This window comes from Planococcus sp. SSTMD024 (genome assembly GCF_041320495.1).
Lineage (GTDB): Bacteria > Bacillota > Bacilli > Bacillales_A > Planococcaceae > Planococcus.
The window spans coordinates 196,515-215,022 of the sequence record NZ_JBGGNS010000019.1 but is presented as its reverse complement, the minus strand read 5'-3'; the positions used below and the strand labels follow the sequence as shown (position 1 = coordinate 215,022).

At 50.6% G+C, this 18,508-nt stretch carries 18 protein-coding genes; 16 read left to right on the top strand and 2 right to left on the bottom strand.

The features are described from left to right. The first annotated feature begins 7 nt into the window (after positions 1–7). The 8 genes from AB9R92_RS04955 to recO all read left to right on the top strand — a co-directional run bounded on the left by AB9R92_RS04955 (position 8) and on the right by recO (position 6,962). Positions 8–559, top strand: coding sequence for a hypothetical protein (locus AB9R92_RS04955; protein WP_370668390.1), 552 nt, complete (start codon positions 8–10; stop codon positions 557–559). Between the two features lie 135 nt (positions 560–694). Beyond that, positions 695–1,654: a PhoH family protein gene (locus tag AB9R92_RS04950; RefSeq protein WP_370668389.1), complete on the top strand. Its 960-nt coding sequence runs from the start codon at positions 695–697 to the stop codon at positions 1,652–1,654. 171 nt (positions 1,655–1,825) lie between these two features. Further along, the gene (locus AB9R92_RS04945; RefSeq protein WP_370668388.1) at positions 1,826–3,955 is read left to right on the top strand and encodes an HD family phosphohydrolase; all 2,130 of its coding nucleotides are present in this window, start codon (positions 1,826–1,828) and stop codon (positions 3,953–3,955) included. 21 nt (positions 3,956–3,976) lie between these two features. Continuing rightward, on the top strand, positions 3,977–4,459 hold the full coding sequence (gene ybeY, locus AB9R92_RS04940; protein WP_370668387.1) for an rRNA maturation RNase YbeY: 483 nt from the start codon (positions 3,977–3,979) through the stop codon (positions 4,457–4,459). Continuing rightward, entirely contained in the window at positions 4,446–4,799 is a 354-nt protein-coding gene (locus AB9R92_RS04935) for a diacylglycerol kinase family protein (RefSeq protein WP_370668386.1), read from the top strand. Before ybeY ends, AB9R92_RS04935 begins: the two co-directional genes overlap by 14 nt. Positions 4,800–4,852: 53 nt before the next feature. Then, the gene (locus tag AB9R92_RS04930) at positions 4,853–5,263 is read left to right on the top strand and encodes a cytidine deaminase (RefSeq protein ID WP_370668385.1); all 411 of its coding nucleotides are present in this window, start codon (positions 4,853–4,855) and stop codon (positions 5,261–5,263) included. Continuing rightward, entirely contained in the window at positions 5,247–6,164 is a 918-nt protein-coding gene (gene era, locus AB9R92_RS04925) for a GTPase Era (RefSeq protein WP_370668384.1), read from the top strand. The genes AB9R92_RS04930 and era overlap by 17 nt, the downstream gene beginning before the upstream one ends. A gap of 12 nt (positions 6,165–6,176) precedes the next feature. Beyond that, on the top strand, positions 6,177–6,962 hold the full coding sequence (recO, locus tag AB9R92_RS04920) for a DNA repair protein RecO (protein ID WP_370668383.1): 786 nt from the start codon (positions 6,177–6,179) through the stop codon (positions 6,960–6,962). Between the two features lie 19 nt (positions 6,963–6,981). Here recO and AB9R92_RS04915 read toward each other — a convergent pair whose 3' ends face one another. Then, the gene (locus AB9R92_RS04915; protein WP_370668382.1) at positions 6,982–8,358 is read right to left on the bottom strand and encodes a glycine--tRNA ligase; all 1,377 of its coding nucleotides are present in this window, start codon (positions 8,356–8,358) and stop codon (positions 6,982–6,984) included. Between the two features lie 311 nt (positions 8,359–8,669). On the opposite strand from AB9R92_RS04915, the gene ccpN reads away from it, so the two are divergent. From ccpN to AB9R92_RS04875, 8 genes are all read left to right on the top strand, one after another. Beyond that, the gene (gene ccpN / locus AB9R92_RS04910; protein WP_370668381.1) at positions 8,670–9,308 is read left to right on the top strand and encodes a transcriptional regulator CcpN; all 639 of its coding nucleotides are present in this window, start codon (positions 8,670–8,672) and stop codon (positions 9,306–9,308) included. Between the two features lie 10 nt (positions 9,309–9,318). Further along, on the top strand, positions 9,319–10,128 hold the full coding sequence (locus AB9R92_RS04905) for a pyruvate, water dikinase regulatory protein (RefSeq protein WP_370668380.1): 810 nt from the start codon (positions 9,319–9,321) through the stop codon (positions 10,126–10,128). Positions 10,129–10,352: 224 nt separating this feature from the next. Next, positions 10,353–12,158, top strand: a complete 1,806-nt coding sequence (gene dnaG, locus AB9R92_RS04900; RefSeq protein WP_370668379.1) for a DNA primase — start codon at positions 10,353–10,355, stop codon at positions 12,156–12,158. A 33-nt stretch (positions 12,159–12,191) separates the two neighbouring features. Further along, positions 12,192–13,346: an RNA polymerase sigma factor RpoD gene (gene rpoD, locus AB9R92_RS04895; protein WP_058380923.1), complete on the top strand. Its 1,155-nt coding sequence runs from the start codon at positions 12,192–12,194 to the stop codon at positions 13,344–13,346. 207 nt (positions 13,347–13,553) lie between these two features. Beyond that, positions 13,554–14,693 carry an acyl-CoA dehydrogenase gene (locus AB9R92_RS04890; protein ID WP_121300011.1) on the top strand — a complete coding sequence of 380 codons (1,140 nt, stop codon included), beginning with the start codon at positions 13,554–13,556 and terminating at the stop codon, positions 14,691–14,693. 192 nt (positions 14,694–14,885) lie between these two features. Further along, the gene (gene cccA / locus AB9R92_RS04885) at positions 14,886–15,278 is read left to right on the top strand and encodes a cytochrome c550 (protein WP_370668378.1); all 393 of its coding nucleotides are present in this window, start codon (positions 14,886–14,888) and stop codon (positions 15,276–15,278) included. Between the two features lie 59 nt (positions 15,279–15,337). Then, complete coding sequence (locus AB9R92_RS04880) at positions 15,338–16,051, top strand: tRNA (adenine(22)-N(1))-methyltransferase (protein WP_370668377.1); 714 nt, start codon at positions 15,338–15,340, stop codon at positions 16,049–16,051. Beyond that, positions 16,038–17,150 (top strand): Nif3-like dinuclear metal center hexameric protein, encoded by a 1,113-nt coding sequence (locus AB9R92_RS04875; RefSeq protein ID WP_370668376.1) that lies wholly within the window; start codon positions 16,038–16,040, stop codon positions 17,148–17,150. Before AB9R92_RS04880 ends, AB9R92_RS04875 begins: the two co-directional genes overlap by 14 nt. 296 nt (positions 17,151–17,446) lie before the next feature. On the opposite strand, the gene AB9R92_RS04870 is transcribed toward AB9R92_RS04875, so the two are convergent. Then, entirely contained in the window at positions 17,447–18,427 is a 981-nt protein-coding gene (locus tag AB9R92_RS04870; protein WP_058380918.1) for a 4-hydroxy-3-methylbut-2-enyl diphosphate reductase, read from the bottom strand. Positions 18,428–18,508: the final 81 nt, after the last annotated feature.

Genomic DNA, 18,508 nt, shown 5'->3' with positions numbered 1-18,508 from the left:
TTTTGGAATGGAACCCCTCATTATGATGTTGATCATTGCGGCCGTAAGCGCTTTGTTCAGTAAAAACAAAAAACCTGAAGGCAAAGAGCAGACCGCGCAGCAGCCGAAGCGCCAACAAGGGCCCGGCGCGCCCGCCCGGCCAGTGCAACAACGATCGCAATCAACACAGCAACCGCAAAGAGGCGGGCAGCGAAGCTTTAAACGGATTGAAGATTATGCCAAGGAAATATATGGCGAATTTCAATCCCAGATGGAGAGCGACCCGAAACGAGCAGAGCAGGCCCGTCAAGTCAAGGAACAGGCAGAACGCGCCAAGACGCGGGCAGCGGAAGAAGTGGAAAGACGGACTCCAGCCCAGGCAAAGCAAGCTGTCGAGCCAAAAAACCGCCCCGGAAGGTTAAGCGTGTATCAAAGCGAGCCGGTGAAGCGGGCGGTTGAAAAGAAAGAAGAGCGGGAGCTGTTTCCGCTTCATGAAGAAGACGTGCGCAAAGGCATCATCATGGCGGAGATCTTGCAGCCGCCAAAATCAAAGCGCCAAAAACAAGGCCGGCATATTTAATGCCGGCCTTTTTCTTTTGTTCCAAGTTATATATATTAATATTATGTAAACAAAAGCATCTGAATTAATTTACATTTTCGTATGGAAAATGATAGAGTTGAGAAGAAGTAAAAACACGATCCAAGGAGCGTCTAAATGACAGAAAATAACCTACTCGAATTGCATGTAAAAGACCCGAATGAAGCGGTCCTGCTTCTCGGTACATCCGACAGCCATCTGTCGCTGATCGAAGAAAGTTTTGATATACACATCATCACCCGTGGCGAAGTGATTCGCCTGGAAGGGCCCGAAGATGGCCGCCAAACTGGAAAACTGCTGCTCGAACAATTATTGAAAGTCATCCGTAAAGGCATCAATATCGACCTGCGGGATATCGTTTCAGCCATTGAAATGGCGAAAAATGGGACGATTGAATATTTTGCTGAACTTTACGATGAAGAAGTGGCGCGCAGTGCGACTGGGCGCTCCATCCGCGCTAAGACAATCGGGCAGCGCCATTATATCCACGCCATCAAAAAAAGTGATATGGTGTTTGGAATCGGGCCGGCCGGTACCGGAAAAACCTATCTGGCCGTCGTACTGGCGGTACAAGCCTTGAAAAATGGCCACGTAAAAAAGATTGTCTTGACGCGCCCTGCAGTCGAAGCAGGAGAAAGCCTCGGGTTCTTGCCCGGCGACTTGAAGGAAAAAGTCGATCCGTACCTGCGCCCATTGTATGACGCTTTGCATGATGTCATGGGACAGGAACAGACCAACCGCCTGATTGAGCGCGGAACGATCGAAGTGGCACCACTCGCGTACATGCGCGGCCGGACCCTTGAAGAAGCGTTCATTATCTTGGATGAAGCCCAGAATACGACGAAAGCCCAGATGAAAATGTTTCTGACACGTCTCGGCTTTAGTTCCAAAATGATCGTCACCGGCGATAAAACGCAGATAGACTTGCCTCGTGGGGCAGAGTCCGGCTTGATCGCTGCAGAGAAGAATTTGCACGGCGTCAAAGGCATCGAGTTTCAGTATTTGGAAAAAGGCGATGTCGTCCGCCACCCACTCGTCTCAAGAATCATCGAAGCTTACGAGAACCAGCCTGGATAAGGCTGGTTTTTTTTATGTGCCCAAATGGCTTGGCAAAGCGCTCCTTTTTGTCTATAGACTGAAGAAGCTTATTAGCACAGTAAGTGCCAATGAATTGTTATTAATTTGTAAGGGGCGATGAAAAAAGCATGAGGTATTGGTATGATGAAAGAAGAATAGTGAGGTGGTCAAATGGCGGGATGGATCAGGCGCATTTATTTGCGATTCGGGGCTCCTGTAGTCTTGATCGGGATCAGTTTCATGACAGCGCTGCTCATGTTTGGATTTTTATACGATACGATGGCGACCGATACATACGAAGTGGAATTGTTCCAATTGTCCGAGGAAACGATACGGGCGGCGAAAACCGTCGAAGACCCGGTAAGGACAGAACTTGAGCGCGAGCGTGCAGCTCAGGAGGTACAGCCGAGCTACCGGTATATCGAAGAAATTGCCGATAACCAGGCGGCGGTCGTCGATTCGCTGTTCGGCTATGTCCTGGAAGCGAAACAAACTTCTGAGCCAGACGGAGAAGAAGAACCGGGCCCGCATGATGCAGACGCAGCCTTAAGCAGCCTCCGCGAATCGATCCGCTTGCTAGAACAAAATGAAAACGGGCTTCGCTTGACGGACGATATGCTCTTATCGCTGCTCGCTTTAGAAGAGGAGGTGCTAATGCGCATCGAACGGGAAGTGCGCAACCAAGTGCTGGCAGTTATGCAGGACCCCCTGCGCATGGCAGGACTTACCCAAGCGCGCAATTCGGCCGAGCAGGAGATCCGCGAAAACGATCAGGTGCCCGCTACTGCCATTACAGCCGCAGTAGCCATTACGAGAGCCAATATTATCCCGAACGAACTCATCAATGAGGAATTGACGGAACAACAAACAGAACAAGCGCGGGCGAGCATCGAGCCGACACGAATCTTGCAGGGCCAAGTGCTCATCCAGGAAGGCCAGTTGATTGACCGTGAAGTGTACCGGCAGCTTGAACTGGCCGGAATGACCGAGCAGCAATCAAACTACCGCCCGGTGCTAGCCTTGAGTTTATTGGTACTCATTGCGGCCGGCTTATTGCTGTTGGTATTGCAGAGCGCGAAAGTGGAAGGAGTCAAAAAAGCCATTCGGCTGACTATGATTTTTGCCGTCGTCGCTTTGTCCTTGGCGATCATGAAGCTGCTCGAAATCATCAGCGGTAATTTTGAAGTGGTCATCGATTTCATCTACCCGACAGCATTGGCTGGAATTTTGCTGCGATTGCTCATCGATGAGCGGACGGCCGTGTATGTGACGATTTTGCTCAGCGCCTGTGCAGGAATGATGCTGCAAAGCGGCTATGCCGGCGTTTTTCAGATGGATTCCGCTTTGTATGTGTTGTTTGGCGGTTTGACGGGGATATATTTGATACGCAATGGGCATAGAAGCATTCGCATCCTGCCGATCAGCTTGGCAGTCGGCGGTGTCCATTTGCTGTATGTGGCGTTTTACCTTTTGATGAACCAAACCCAGTACACCACGGAAGAAATTGCTTTCTATGTGGCGGCCGCACTGGCAGCGGGTCTTTTATCCGGCACGCTCGCGACCGGCTTATTGCCCTTGTTTGAAACGGCATTCGGCATTCTGTCAACGATGAAACTGCTCGAGCTGTCGAATCCGAACCACCCTTTGCTCAAGAAGATTTTGACCGAGACGCCGGGCACTTATCATCACAGCGTCATGGTAGCAAACCTTTCGGATGCGGCGTGCGAGGCGATCGGGGCGAATGGTTTGCTCGCGCGTGTGGGCTGTTATTACCACGACATCGGCAAGACCATCAATCCCCAGTATTTCATCGAAAATCAATCCCATGGCAATCTGCATGACCAGCTAACGCCGGAACAAAGCCGCGACATCATTCTCGCTCACGCTAAGGACGGTGCGGCGATATTGCGCAAGCACAGAATGCCGAAAGAATTGATCGATATTGCAGAACAGCACCACGGCACGACTTTGTTGAAATTCTTCTATTATAAAGCGAAACAGCAAAACGAAGAGCTTCCGGAGCAAGGATACCGCTACACCGGGCCGAAGCCGCAAAGCCGGGAAATCGCTATCATCATGGTCGCCGACAGCCTGGAAGCGGCAGTTCGTTCGATGGAGTCGCCAAGTACGGAGAAAATCCGCAAGATGGTCGATTCCATCACGGAAGACAAGTTGAAAGATGGACAGTTTGACGAATGTGATATAACGTTAAAAGAACTGAAACGGGTCAAAAGCGTTATGTGCGAAACCTTGAACGGGATCTTCCATTCGAGGATCGCCTATCCCGAGGATGAAAAATAATTTAATGGAGGAGGGAAAGCGATGCTGACAATCGATTTCATAGATGAAACGGAACAACTGGATGACAAGGCGCTGGCCTTTGTCAAAAAGGTGTTAGAGCATGCGGCACAGCATGAACAAACTGGAGAGGCGGAAGTGTCGGTCACTTTCACCGATGATGAATCGATCCGTGCAATCAACCGGGACTACCGGGAGAAGGACCAGCCGACAGATGTCATCTCTTTTTCAATGGAAGAACAAGGGGAAGATGAAGTGGCGATCATCGGGGAAACAGGTCCGCGCCTGCTCGGGGATATCATCATTTCGGTGGAGCGCACACAGCTCCAGGCAGAGGAATACGGGCATAGCTTCGAACGTGAGCTTGGCTTTCTCGCGGTGCACGGCTTCTTGCATCTGCTCGGCTATGACCATCTGAATGAGCAGGACGAAAAGGAAATGTTCGGTAGGCAGGAAGAAATTTTATCTTCCCTTGGCCTTACGCGTGATGCGCATGAAGCTGAGTAGGTTTCTATCCTCATTCCGTTTTGCGGCACAAGGGATTGGCACATCGATAAAACGGGAACAGAATATGAAAGTGCATGTGTTTTCGGCAGTAATTGTGACGATGGCCGGAATTTGGACCGGACTCGACCGCATGGAATGGATGTTGGTAATTGTGCTGATCGGCGGCATGCTGGCGCTTGAACTGATCAATTCCGCGCTGGAGCGGGCCGTCGACCTTGTTACGAGAGAGCGCCATCCGCTGGCGAAACAAGCGAAAGACATGGCGGCAGGAGCCGTTTTGGTATTTGCAGTGACAAGTGCTATAATCGGTTTGCTGATCTTTTTGCCTAAATGGTTTTAAACATCGTCCGGCAGCTGGATGCTGCTGTGATCATAGAAAAGTGAGTGATGAAAATGGACAAGCAACAATTGATGGAACAAGCAATCTCGGCGCGCGAAAACGCCTATGTGCCGTATTCGAAATTTCCGGTAGGGGCGGCGCTGTTATCCAAAGACGGCACAGTCTATACCGGATGCAATATTGAAAATGCGGGCTATTCACTGACCAACTGTGCAGAGCGCACCGCAGTATTCAAGGCTGTATCGGAAGGCGTCAAGCAGTTCGAGGCATTGGCAGTGGCCGCCGATACAAAAGGGCCGGTTGCGCCGTGTGGGGCGTGCCGCCAAGTGCTGGTGGAATTCTGCGCACCGGATATGCCGGTTTATTTAACGAATCTTGAAGGAGCGGTGTCGGAGACGACCATCGCAGAATTGCTTCCGGGCGCCTTCACAACGGAGGATCTAGACTATGCATCAGGGAAATAACGGATATAAATCAGGGTTCATCTCCATCATCGGCCGCCCGAATGTCGGGAAATCGACGTTCTTGAACCGCGTGGTCGGGCAGAAAATCGCCATCATGAGCGACAAGCCGCAGACGACGCGCAATAAAGTACAGGGCGTCGTGACGAACGAAAACAGCCAAATGGTCTTTATCGACACGCCGGGAATCAACGAGCCGAAGCATAAGCTTGGGGATTTCATGCTGAAAGTCGCGAAAAACACCTTCCGCGAAGTGGATGTCTTGCTTTTTGTCGTCAGCGCGGCTGATCGCATCGGCAAACAGGACCGCTATGTGCTCGACATGCTGAAAGGTATCGATGTGCCGGTCTTCCTGGTGCTCAATAAGATCGATCAAGTGCATCCGGACAATCTGCCGAAGATCGTGGAATCCTACCGCAACGAGTTCGATTTCGCGGAAGCGATTCCGATTTCCGCCTTGCAGGGCAATAATGTCGAGAACCTGCTCGCGAAAATCGAAGAACGCTTGCCGGAAGGGCCGCAATACTATCCGTCCGACCAAGTGACGGACCATCCGGAGCGTTTCATCATTTCGGAATTGATCCGCGAAAAAGCTTTGCATTTGACGCGCGAGGAAATCCCGCACTCGATCGCTGTCGTCATCGATAAAATTGCCAAGGACGAAGAAAATGAAAACATGATCCGCGTCCAGGCGACGATCATGGTCGAACGTGATTCCCAAAAAGGCATCGTCATCGGCAAAAAAGGCGCGCTTCTGAAGGAAATCGGCACACGCGCACGCAAGGATATCGAGAACTTGCTCGGCACGAAAGTATATTTGGAGCTTTGGGTCAAAGTCCAGAAAGATTGGCGCAATAAAGCGATGCATCTCCGTGATTTCGGTTTCAGAGACGACGAATACTAAGGAGCCTGGCTCATGCAGAACCAACTCGAAGGCATTGTCATCCGTACGCGTCCCTATGGGGAAACGAATAAAATCGTCACCTTGTTCACAAAAGAAGCAGGAAAGATCACGTGCATGGCGCGCGGGGCAAAAAAGCCCGCAAGCCGCCTGGCCGCCATTACGCAGCCGTTCACCCATGGCGTCTTTTCGGTGTATAAAGGCCGCGGCATGGGCACTTTGCAGGCAGGCGACCAATTGGAGTCGCTGCGCCATATCCGCGAAGACATCATGGCCACCGCTTATGCGAGCTACGTCACTGAACTTGTCGACAGGCTGACCGAACAGGACGAACCGCAGCCAGCCATCTACGATATGCTGTATCAGGCGCTCCATGCGATTGCGGACGGGTATGACCCGGAAGCGATCACCTTATTTGTCGAATGGAAGATGCTGCGGGTGGCGGGGCTCACCCCGACATTGCATGAATGTGCCAATTGCGGGGCGACGGAAGGGGAATTCGCATTCTCGTTCCAGGAACTCGGCTTTTTGTGCCACCGCTGTTTCCATCTCGACCGCTACATCATCCGCTTAAGCCCGGCGCTCGTGAAGTTGATCCGCACGTTTTATTTCGTGCCGATCGAACGGGTCGGGGCACTGACCTTGAAGAAAGAATCGAAAACCTTGCTTAAGCAGATTGTCCGGACGATTTATGAGGAACAGGCAGGCATCCGGCTGAAGTCGCGTTCGTTTCTCGAGCAGCTCGAGCGGACGCCGGAATTTTTCCCGGAACCGAAAAAAGACATCCCTGAAGGCGACTAGCCTCGGGATGTCTTTTTTCTTAGAACTGGATATGCTGTTCGATATACGCTTGCACGTCTTTAATCGGCATGCGGACTTGTTCCATGGAATCGCGGTGGCGAACGGTCACTTCCCCGTCTTCGACCGAGTCGAAGTCGTAGGTGATGCAGAACGGCGTGCCGATTTCATCCTGGCGGCGGTAGCGTTTCCCGATGGACTGGGACTCGTCGTAATCGACCATGAAATGCTTCGCAAGGTCGGCAAATACTTCCGTCGCGCCTTCAGAAAGTTTTTTCGACAAAGGCAATACCGCTGCTTTGTACGGCGCAAGGGCCGGGTGGAACTTAAGCACGGTGCGTGTATCGTCATTGTCCAAGCTTTCTTCCTGGAATGCATCCACAAGGAAAGCGAGTGTCACGCGGTCTGCGCCAAGTGAAGGCTCGATGCAATACGGCACGTAGCGTTCGTTCGTTTGCGGGTCGATGTAATTGAAGTCTTCGCCGGAATATTCCATATGGCGCTTCAAATCGAAATCGGTGCGGTCCGCAATGCCCCACAGTTCGCCCCAGCCGAATGGGAATTTGTATTCGATGTCGACAGTGGCATTCGAGTAATGGGACAATTCATCAGCGTCGTGCTCGCGCAAACGCATATTGTCCTCTTCCATGTTCAGCTCAAGCAGCCAGTTTTTGCAGAAGTCGCGCCAGTACGCATACCATTCAAGGTCTTCGCCTGGCTTGCAGAAGAATTCAAGTTCCATCTGCTCGAATTCGCGCGTGCGGAACGTGAAGTTCCCCGGCGTGATTTCGTTGCGGAAGCTTTTGCCGATCTGGGCGATCCCGAAAGGCATTTTCTTACGCATCGAGCGCTGGACATTTTTGTAGTTGACGAAGATTCCTTGTGCCGTCTCCGGGCGCAAATACACTTCGTTTGTTGATGATTCAGTGACGCCCTGGAAAGTCTTGAACATCAAATTGAACTGGCGGATTTCCGTGAAATCAGCTTTTCCGCAAGTCGGGCATGTGATTTCATGTTCGTCGATCAGTTCTTTCATGCGGTCGAACGATAAGCCGTCGACGATCAACTCGATGCCTTTTTCATCCAAAGCGTTTTCGATCAGCTTATCGGCACGATGGCGCGATTTGCAGGCTTTGCAATCGATCATCGGGTCGTTGAAGTTGCCAAGGTGGCCGGATGCTTCCCATGTCTTCGGGTTCATCAGGATAGCTGCGTCCAATCCGACGTTGTGGACGGATTCCTGGACGAATTTTTTCCACCAAGCTTTTTTGATATTGTTTTTCAACTCGACGCCGAGTGGGCCGTAATCCCACGTATTGGCGAGCCCGCCGTAAATTTCAGAGCCCGGGAAGACGAATCCCCGGTGTTTGGCTAATGATACTACTTTTTCCATTGACATCTTCATTACCTCCATAAAATAAAAAAATCGCACACGCCACGGACAAATGTCCGAGGACGAGTACGTTACCCGTGGTTCCACCTCGATTGGCTGAAAATCCAGCCCGCTCGCATTACCTATAGCTCCGGATTGCCGTTTCCCGCTTTGCAGGCTTTCACCATCCCTGCTCGCTTCATGCGCGGTACTTATCGATCCATCATTGCCATTATTTGATTCCCGATTATTGTATCATGGCAATCTTTTCTTCGCAATATGGCATGCAATAGTATATAATAATTGGTATTGAGTATAACATATTTGAATTTGAGGCGGTGAGTCCAATCGAACTCAATAAGCGGCAAGAGGAAATTTTACAGATCGTCAAAGGCAATGGCCCGATTACAGGCGAGCAGATCGCAGACCGTTTGAACTTGACGCGTGCAACGCTGCGGCCGGATCTGGCTATATTGACGATGGCAGGCTTTTTAGATGCCAGGCCGCGTGTCGGTTATTTTTATTCGGGCAAGAAACCGGGACAGGATATTACCGATACGATGAACAATATGAAAGTGAAGGATTTCCAGTCAATTCCTGTCGTAGTCAGGGAGGATGTCAGCGTATACGATGCCATCAGCCAGATGTTTCTGGATGACGTCGGGACGCTTTTTGTTGTGGATAAAAAATCCTGCCTTGCAGGTGTCCTGTCGCGCAAGGATTTGCTGCGCACAAGCCTCGGCAATCAGGACTTGAATGCCATTCCTGTACATATCATCATGACGCGCATGCCGAATGTCACTTATTGTTTGCGCAATGATTCGCTCATACAGGCTGCAAACCGGTTGATCAACCAGCAAATCGACGCATTGCCGGTCGTCGAAGAACAACCGGAAGGGTATAAGGTCGTCGGCAGGCTGACAAAGACCAATATAACGCGGGCGTTTTTATCCCTTTCGGAAAACCACGAACTGTGAGGTGCAAAATATGAGTTTATTGCGTGTATTTATCGTCTCCGATTCCGTGGGCGAAACCGGAGAGCTTGTCGCGAAAGCGGCCATCAGCCAATACTTGAATACAGAACAGAACGCCGTGTTGAAACGGTTTCCTTATATCGATTCCATTGAACACTTGCAAGAGATCATCAAACTGGCGGAAGGGCAGCAAGCGGTGATCGTCTATACGCTCGTCTCAAAAGAGCTGCGCCATTTTGTCGAACGCGAAACGGCGCGCCACGGCATCAAAGCGATCGACTTGATGGGCCCATTGCTCGATGCGTTAGAAGAGGAGCTGCATTCGGCTCCGATCGGCGAAGCCGGGCTGGTGCGCAAGCTCGATGATGATTATTTCAAGAAAGTCGAAGCGATCGAATTTGCGGTCAAATACGACGATGGGCGCGATCCGCGCGGCATCTTGCTTGCGGATATCGTCTTGGTGGGAGTATCGAGAACATCGAAAACCCCGCTATCGCAGTATTTAGCCCATAAACGGCTGAAAGTCGCCAATGTGCCGCTAGTGCCTGAAGTGGACCCGCCGGATGAGCTGTTCGACGTGGATCCGAAAAAATGCTTCGGTTTGGTCATTTCGCCAGAGAAGTTGAACAATATCCGCAAAGAGCGTTTGATTGCGCTCGGTTTGAACGATGATGCCAATTATGCAAAATTGGACCGCATCCATGAGGAAATCGTCCATTTCCGCAAAGTGGTCGACCGCATCGGCTGTGAGACACTGGACGTCACCAACCGCGCCGTTGAGGAAACTGCCAACTTGATTCTCGGCAAACTGCAAAAACAATAAGAGGATTCCGCCTGTCAGGGCGGTTTTTCTTATGCCTGTATAATTAAAAGACCGTTTTTCTACGCCTTTTTATGGATTTTTACAAAAAAACGTTTTATAATGAAGAATTGTGGCTAAAGCTTACTAACAACATGATGAGCTTTCCCATCTTTTTGTCGAAATTTGAAGGATTTTAACGGATTTCAACGAATAAAGTAAAGTAAGCAAATAAAGATGGTGATATGATGTCCAATCGAATTCCTGAAGAAGTGATCGAAGAAATCCGTTCCAAAGCGGATATTGTGGACGTCGTGGGCGAATACGTCCAATTGACGAAGAGAGGCCGCAATTGGTTTGGCCTCTGTCCCTTCCACGGGGAAAGCACACCGTCCTTTTCAGTGACAGCCGACAAGCAGATTTTCCATTGCTTCGGCTGCGGGGCGGGCGGCAACGCCATTACATTTTTGATGGATATCGAAAATATCAGCTTCCAGGAAGCGCTGGCCAAACTTGGCGAGCGTTCAGGAATTGAAGTCGATGTCCAGCCAGGCGAAGGCAAGGGGGCAACTCAGGCAAGGAATGACGACCCGCTCATTTTGATGCATGAATTTGCTGCCGATATGTACCATCATATTTTGCTGAACACCGAAGAAGGGCAAGCAGCTCTTGATTATTTGGAGAATCGGGGATTCACCCAGGAAATCATCGAAAAATACCGGATCGGCTGGGCGCTTCCTGAATGGAACTATATGGAAGTCGCCCTTCGCAGAAAAGGGTATGACGATGAACAATTGGAAGCGAGCGGGCTGGCCATCAAACGTGAGAAATCGGATGGCTGGTTTGATCGTTTCCGTGGCAGGATCATGTTTCCGATCATGAACGAAAACGGCAAAGCCATTGCGTTTTCGGGAAGGGTCCTGGAGCAGTCGAAGCAGGAAGCGAAATACATGAACAGCCCTGAATCACCGATTTTCCAAAAAAGCCAAGTTCTCTATAATGTCCATCTGGCACGCGGCGCCATCCGGAAAAACCGGAAAATTGTCCTGTTTGAAGGATTCATGGATGTCATTGCTGCCGGAAAGGCCGGCATCGACAACGCGCTCGCAACCATGGGAACATCGCTGACATCGCAGCATATCCGCCAAATGAAGCGTTTCGCGCAGGAAGTGGTTGTGTGCTTTGATGGTGATGATGCCGGATGGGAAGCGGCAAAGCGGGCGGCGGTGCCGCTCGAAGAAGCGAATTTCAAAGTCGGGATTGCAGTATTGCCGAATGGCATGGACCCCGATGATTATGTCCGCCAAAACGGCGCCGATGCTTTTCGGGACAACGTTATCGAAAAGCCGCAAACCTTTATCGCATTCGCGATGATGCATGCGCGCCGCCATAAGAATTTTCAATACGAAAACGATCTCCTTCAATATATCCAAGAGGTGCTCCAGCTGCTGGCCGGTAAATCCTCGCCTGTTGAAAGAGATTTGTATATTAAGCAGCTGTCGGCCGAAACAAAGCTTTCAGAAGAAGCCATATTGCAGCAGTACAGGCGTTTGGAAACACGGAGCATTGAACGCAGCCGGCCAAAAGCCGCTGAATCGGTCCAGGCAGCCCCTAAACGGGAACAGAAGAAAATCACGTCGCTGCACCGCGCAGAACGCTTGCTGTTCGCACATGCGCTCGCAGACCCGGCCGTGATGGACAAGCTTGCCCGTGAAGTGGAGACCATTCCGTTCATCAGTGAAGAATACCAGGCGCTTTATGTCCAGCTGCTTGGTTTTTACGAGGAATGGGAAAAAGCGGATTTCCATAAGTTCCTGGAAACCCTGACGGATCAGGAACTCCGGAAGTTAGTGATGGAGACGGCCTTGGCCGAAAGAGATCCCGAACACCCGGAAGAAGAGATCGAAGATTGCCTGAAGCATTTGAACAAGCACCGCATCGAACAGCAAATCAATTTAAAAATCCAGCAATCAAAAGAAGCGGAAAAACAGCATGATTTGAAGCGCGCTTTGCTTCTAGCACAAGAAGTGATTGCTTTACGGAAATCATTGTAGATTATTCCGGTTTTTTCTAAAGGAGGAAGTTGTATGGCTGAGAAATCTGAACGCCAAACAGAAGTCGTAACAAACAGCATCCCGTTGCCTGCTGAAGGCCCGGAAGCAAGTGTAGAAGACGCGAAAAAGCAATTGATCGAACAAGGGAAAAAAACCGGAGAATTGAACTACGAACAGATTGCCGATAAATTGGCTATTTTTGAGATGGAATCGGACCAAGTAGAAGAATTCATTGATCAATTGGAAGGGCACGGCATCGAACTCGAACGTAAGAGCGACGATGAAGAGCATTTGGACCGCCTCATGAAACCGACGGAAGAGAAGTTCGACTTGAACGACTTGAGCGTACCGCCAGGCGTCAAGATCAACGATCCGGTCCGCATGTACTTGAAAGAAATCGGTCGTGTCGACCTATTGAAGGCCGAAGAAGAAGTGCGCCTTGCGAAACTTATCGAACAAGGCGATGAGGAAGCGAAAAAACGCCTCGCGGAAGCCAACTTGCGACTCGTCGTCTCAATCGCGAAACGCTATGTGGGCCGTGGCATGCTGTTCTTGGACTTGATCCAGGAAGGGAATATGGGGCTTATCAAAGCAGTCGAGAAATTCGACTACTCGAAAGGCTTTAAATTCAGCACCTATGCCACGTGGTGGATCCGCCAAGCCATTACGCGCGCCATCGCCGACCAGGCACGCACTATCCGCATCCCGGTGCATATGGTCGAAACGATCAACAAGCTGATCCGCGTACAGCGCCAGCTCTTGCAAGACCTTGGGCGCGAGCCTTCTCCAGAAGAAATCGGTGAAGAGATGGATCTCTTGCCTGAGAAAGTGCGTGAGATCCTCAAGATCGCCCAAGAACCAGTGTCGCTTGAAACGCCGATCGGTGAAGAAGACGATTCGCATTTGGGAGATTTTATCGAAGATTCCGATGCACAGTCGCCGTCTGACCACGCTGCTTACGAATTGCTGAAAGAGCAGTTGGAAGATGTGCTCGACACATTGACTGACAGAGAAGAAAATGTTTTGCGCCTGCGTTTCGGCCTTGATGATGGCCGCACGCGGACACTCGAAGAAGTCGGCAAAGTCTTCGGCGTGACGCGCGAGCGCATCCGCCAAATCGAAGCGAAAGCACTCCGCAAACTGCGCCATCCATCGCGCAGCAAACGCTTGAAAGATTTCTTGGAGTAAATTGAAAAAATCCTTCTGGGCTAAAAGCCGAGAAGGATTTTTTTATGTTTAACGAAGTCGCGGCGTCGGGCAGCCATTTGAGAAAAGCGTTCTTTCCGGCCACCCCAAGACATATTGGAATAACTTTCCGTTATGCCTTGCTTGTGTCGGAATTTTAGCTATATAATGAATATTGTAAGCGTATTCATAGCAAAGGGGATGTAAGACATGAATTTCGATTTGACACAAGAACAGCAAATGATCAAGAAAACGATGAGGGAGTTCGCCGATAAAGTGGTGGCACCGGGTGCCGTCGACCGCGACCGCACGAAAGAATTTCCGAAAGAGGCCTTCAAGCAGCTGTCCGACATGGGGATGATGGGCTTGCCGTTTGATGAAGCTTATGGCGGAGCGGGAGCGGATACGACAAGTTTTGCGATTGTGACAGAAGAATTGAGCCGCGTTTGCGCATCGACAGGCATTACGTATTCTGCCCATATTTCGCTCGGCGGCGCTCCGCTCAGCCTTTTCGGGACAGAAGAGCAGAAACAGAAGTATTTAACGCCGATCTGTTCCGGGGAATCGTTCGGCGCGTTCGGACTGACTGAGCCGAATGCCGGTTCGGATGCCGGGGGAACGGAGACGCGCGCAGTGGAAGACGGGGACGACTGGGTGATCAATGGATCAAAAGTATATATCACGAACGCAAGCCATGCGAAGCATTTAGCGATTACCGCCATCACCGGCATGAATGACGGCAAAAAAGAAATCAGCGCCATCATCGTGCCGACGGATGCCGAGGGCTTCACCATCATCGACAATTACGAGAAAATGGGCTTGAACGCTTCGAACACTACCGAATTGGTGCTCGAGAACGTCCGGGTGCCAAAAGAAAACCTGCTTGGCAAACGCGGCGAAGGCTTCAAGCAATTCCTCGTGACGCTTGATGGCGGGCGCATCGGCATTGCGGCGATGGCTGTCGGGATTGCGCAAGGCGCGTTCAATAAAGCGCTCGCTTATGCGAAAGAACGCAAGCAGTTCGGCAAACCGTTGTCGGAATTCCAAGTGACGCAATTCAAGCTAGCGGATATGGCGATGAAGATTGAACTCGCGCGCAATATGGTCTACAAGGCGGCATGGCTGAAAGACCAAGGGCGCCCATTCACGAAAGAAGCGTCCATGGCCAAGTTGTATGCGTCGGAGATGGCGATGGAAGTGGCGGATGAAGCCATCCAGATCCACGGCGGCTACGGCTATATGAAGGAATACGAAGTCGAACGCTATATGCGCGATGCCAAGCTCCTCGAGATCGGCGAAGGGACTTCCGAAGTCCAGCGCATGGTCATTTCGCGTCTGGTCGGCTGTTGATTTAATTTGCAAAACTGTGCTGCTTTAACTGCCTGTCCATTGCCGTCAACTGAATCCTTCGAATTTACCGATTTTGTCACAATACGGCAATTATTATCCGTTATGGCTTTTCGTTTACTGGATAATACAGTACAATAATGAATGATACTTATACTATCATCAAGCAGAACACAGTAGAAGGAGGGGTAACGGATGCAAAAGAATGCAATTGTACCTTATATCTTAATCATGGCTTTCGGTATTGGCCTAATTTTCTTCCTGTCATTGGAAGGAGTCGGCAACGAAGCTGAAATCGCTGAAGAACATGCAGCTGAAGAAGAAGGCGGCGGAGAAGCGGCTGAAGGCGAAGGCGGAGAAGAAGCGGCTAGCGGCGACTTCGACCCTGAATCCCATGCACAGTCAAGCTGTGTTTCTTGCCACGGTTCAAGCTATGAAGGCGGAGTTGGCCCATCATTGGTAGCCACAGAACTTTCACAAGAAGAAATCGAAGAGATTCTTATCAACGGTAAAGGCACAATGCCACCGGGTACGGTCCCTGAAGAAAACGTATCAGCAATGGCTGAGTGGGTACTTTCACTCGAATAGCATCAAAAACCCTTAGTTCTTCCGGAGCTAAGGGTTTTTTGTCAATTAGGAGGAACTTTATGAACGCGCAGCAATTATCAGTTCGATTAATGAAAGTGGCGGAATATGTGCAGGCAGGGGCAGTCGTGGCAGACATCGGCTCAGATCACGCCTATTTGCCATGCTATCTTCTCCATAATGGCACCGCCAGCCGCGCAGTAGCCGGTGAAATCGTCAAAGGCCCTTATGAATCGGCAAGAAAGCAAGTGCAAGAAGAAGGGCTCGAAGGCAAAATCACCGTTCGGCTGGCCCCGGGCCTTGAAGCGATCGAACCATCAGACGGAATCACCGCGGTGACTATCGCCGGGATGGGCGGTTCGCTGATCGCGTCGATCCTGGAAGAAGGAAAAGAGAGGCTATCGGGTGTGGAGCGCATGATCCTCCAGCCGAACGTCCATGCCAAAGCGATTCGGCAGTGGGGAGTCCAAAACGGCTGGCACATTGTCGCAGAAGATATCTTGAAGGAGAAAGACAAAATCTATGAGATCCTCGTGTTGGAGCCGGGCGTTGAAGAAGTGCAGCTGGATGAGAAGCAATTATTATTCGGCCCGGAACTATTAAAACAGCAAACCGATATTTTTAAGGAAAAATGGCAGCGTGAGGCCGCGCAATGGAAAGCGATCGCAGAACGCTTGGAAAATACCCAACAAACCGAAGACATTCGTACGAAAAAAGGGCAGCTGCTCGAAAAACTCGCATTGATGGAAGAGGTGTTCGGAAATGAAGATTCCTAACGGCCAGCAGATTATAGAAGAGTTCGAGAAATGGTCGCCGAAATACTTGGCGATGGAAGGAGATCCGATCGGGCTGCATGTTGGCACATTGAATAAAAAAATTGAACGCGTGCTGGTGACATTGGATGTCGATGATGCGGTCGCAGACGAAGCAATCGAAAAAGGCGCCGGACTGATCATTGCCCATCACCCACCGATTTTCCGGCCCTTGAAAAATCTCCAGACGGATTTTCCTCAAGGCCAATTGATGGAAAAATTGATCAAAAACGATATAGCGGTATATGCAGCCCACACCAACCTCGATGTTGCATGGGGCGGCGTCAATGACCTATTGGCGGATGCGCTCGGATTAAGCGAGACGGATGTCTTGGTGAAAACCTATGAAGCGGAGCTCGTGAAAATTGCGGTATTCGTGCCTGAAAGCCATGAAGACCAAGTGCGAAAAGCGTTTGGCGACGCGGGTGCCGGAGCGATCGGTGATTATGATTACTGCAGCTACACCTTGTCTGGAACAGGGCGCTTCCGTCCGAATGCTTCAGCCGATCCGTATATCGGGGAAGCAGGCAAAATGGAAGAGACAGCGGAATCGAAAATCGAAGTCGTTGTCAGGAAAGCCGAAAAAGACCGCGTCATCCGCGCGATGATTGCAGCACACCCTTATGAGGAGCCGGCATATGACGTGTTCACACTGGAAAATAAGGAATTGCCAATGGGGCTCGGCCGCATCGGGCGCTTGAAAGAAGAGATGAGCCTGGATGCGTTTGCGGAGCATGTGAAAAAGAGTTTGGGTGTGCCGTTTGCCCGTGTCGTCGGCACTGGCGATGAAACCGTCAAAAAAGTGGCGGTGCTTGGCGGCGACGGCAACAAATACATCCAGCAGGCAAAACGCGCGGGAGCGGATGTCTATGTGACGGGGGACTTGTATTTTCATGTCGCACAGGATGCACAGGCAATCGGCTTGCCGGTGATCGATCCCGGGCATCATGTCGAGAAAGTGATGATCCAGGGTGTCGTCGATCACATGACGGAAAAAGGCGCCAACTGGCAATGCGAATTCCTGCCGTCTGAAGTGAATACAGAACCGTTTCGTTTAAAGTGAAAACATAAAAAAAGAGGCCCCGTTCAGGGCCTCTTTTTTATCAGTATGTCAAGAAAGATAAGAAGTCGTATTTTCCGAAGCCTTATCGCACGACTCCGTGGGCTCGCGCCCAAGCCTCCTCAGCCGCTTCGCTGCTTGCGGGGTCTCGGTCGTCTCGTCGCTTACGCTGCTCCACTGGAGTCGAGCGAACGCTTCTCCAAATACTTGGATAGATCATTGATTTTTGAACTTTAAAAAACGATTCCGTTCTATCTCTTAATGGATCAATAGACTTCTTCAACACTCTTTTTTATGACTTATTCGTTCACCGGATACGGTTCGATGCGGTCCGATGGTTTTGGATGCTTGATCTTCGGCAAGATTTTATTGAGTGGTACGGAACGCTCGAGTGTGTGCGTTTCCGGATCTTCCGGATCGTACTGGTCCAAGAACTTCATCACTTCTTTAACGATCGGTGTCGGCGTGGATGCGCCGGCTGTCAAAGCGACCGTTTCGATGCCTTCTAGCCATTCCAATTTCAATTCAGACAAATCAGAGATGCGGTAAGCGGGCGTGCCGGCGATATCCTGTGACACTTGTGCCAGGCGGTTGGAGTTATTGCTCATCGGGTCGCCGATGACCAATAGCAGATCGGTATCCCCGGCTTGTTCCGCGACCGCTTCCTGGCGAACTTGAGTAGCCAGGCAAATCTCCTTATGCACTTCCGCTTGCGGGAAACGCTCTTTCAAGCGTTCCATCAAATGGACAACGTCCCATTGGCTCATCGTCGTTTGGTTGGTGATAATGATCTTGTCTTCGTTCAGCTCCAGCGCATTTACGTCCTCGAGCTTTTCAACCAAATGGACAAGGTCCGGGGCAACGCCGATTGCGCCTTCCGGTTCCGGGTGTCCGCTCTTTCCGATGTAGATGATGTGGTAGCCTTCTGCTGTTTTCTCACGGATCAAATCATGCGTCACGGTAACATCCGGGCATGTGGCATCGATTGATACGAGCCCTTTTCTTCTGGCCAGTTCGCGCACTTGAGGAGATACCCCGTGCGCTGTGAAAATGACGGTGCCAGTTTCAACCTTCTCCAGAATTTCCAGGCGGTTGGTGCCATCAAGCGTGATGATGCCATCTTGTTCGAATGCATCCGTCACATGTTTATTGTGGACAATCATGCCCAGTATATAAATCGGGCGCGGCAAAGTTTCATCCATGGCTGCATTTTTCGCGATGACCATGGCATCCACTACCCCATAACAATAGCCTCTAGGTGAGATCTTTTTTACTTTCATTATCAAACCGCACTCCTTTCAACATCATGTCTTCATTATAACGGAGACGTCCCTTCTTTACAAAAGATGCATCGCTAAGGA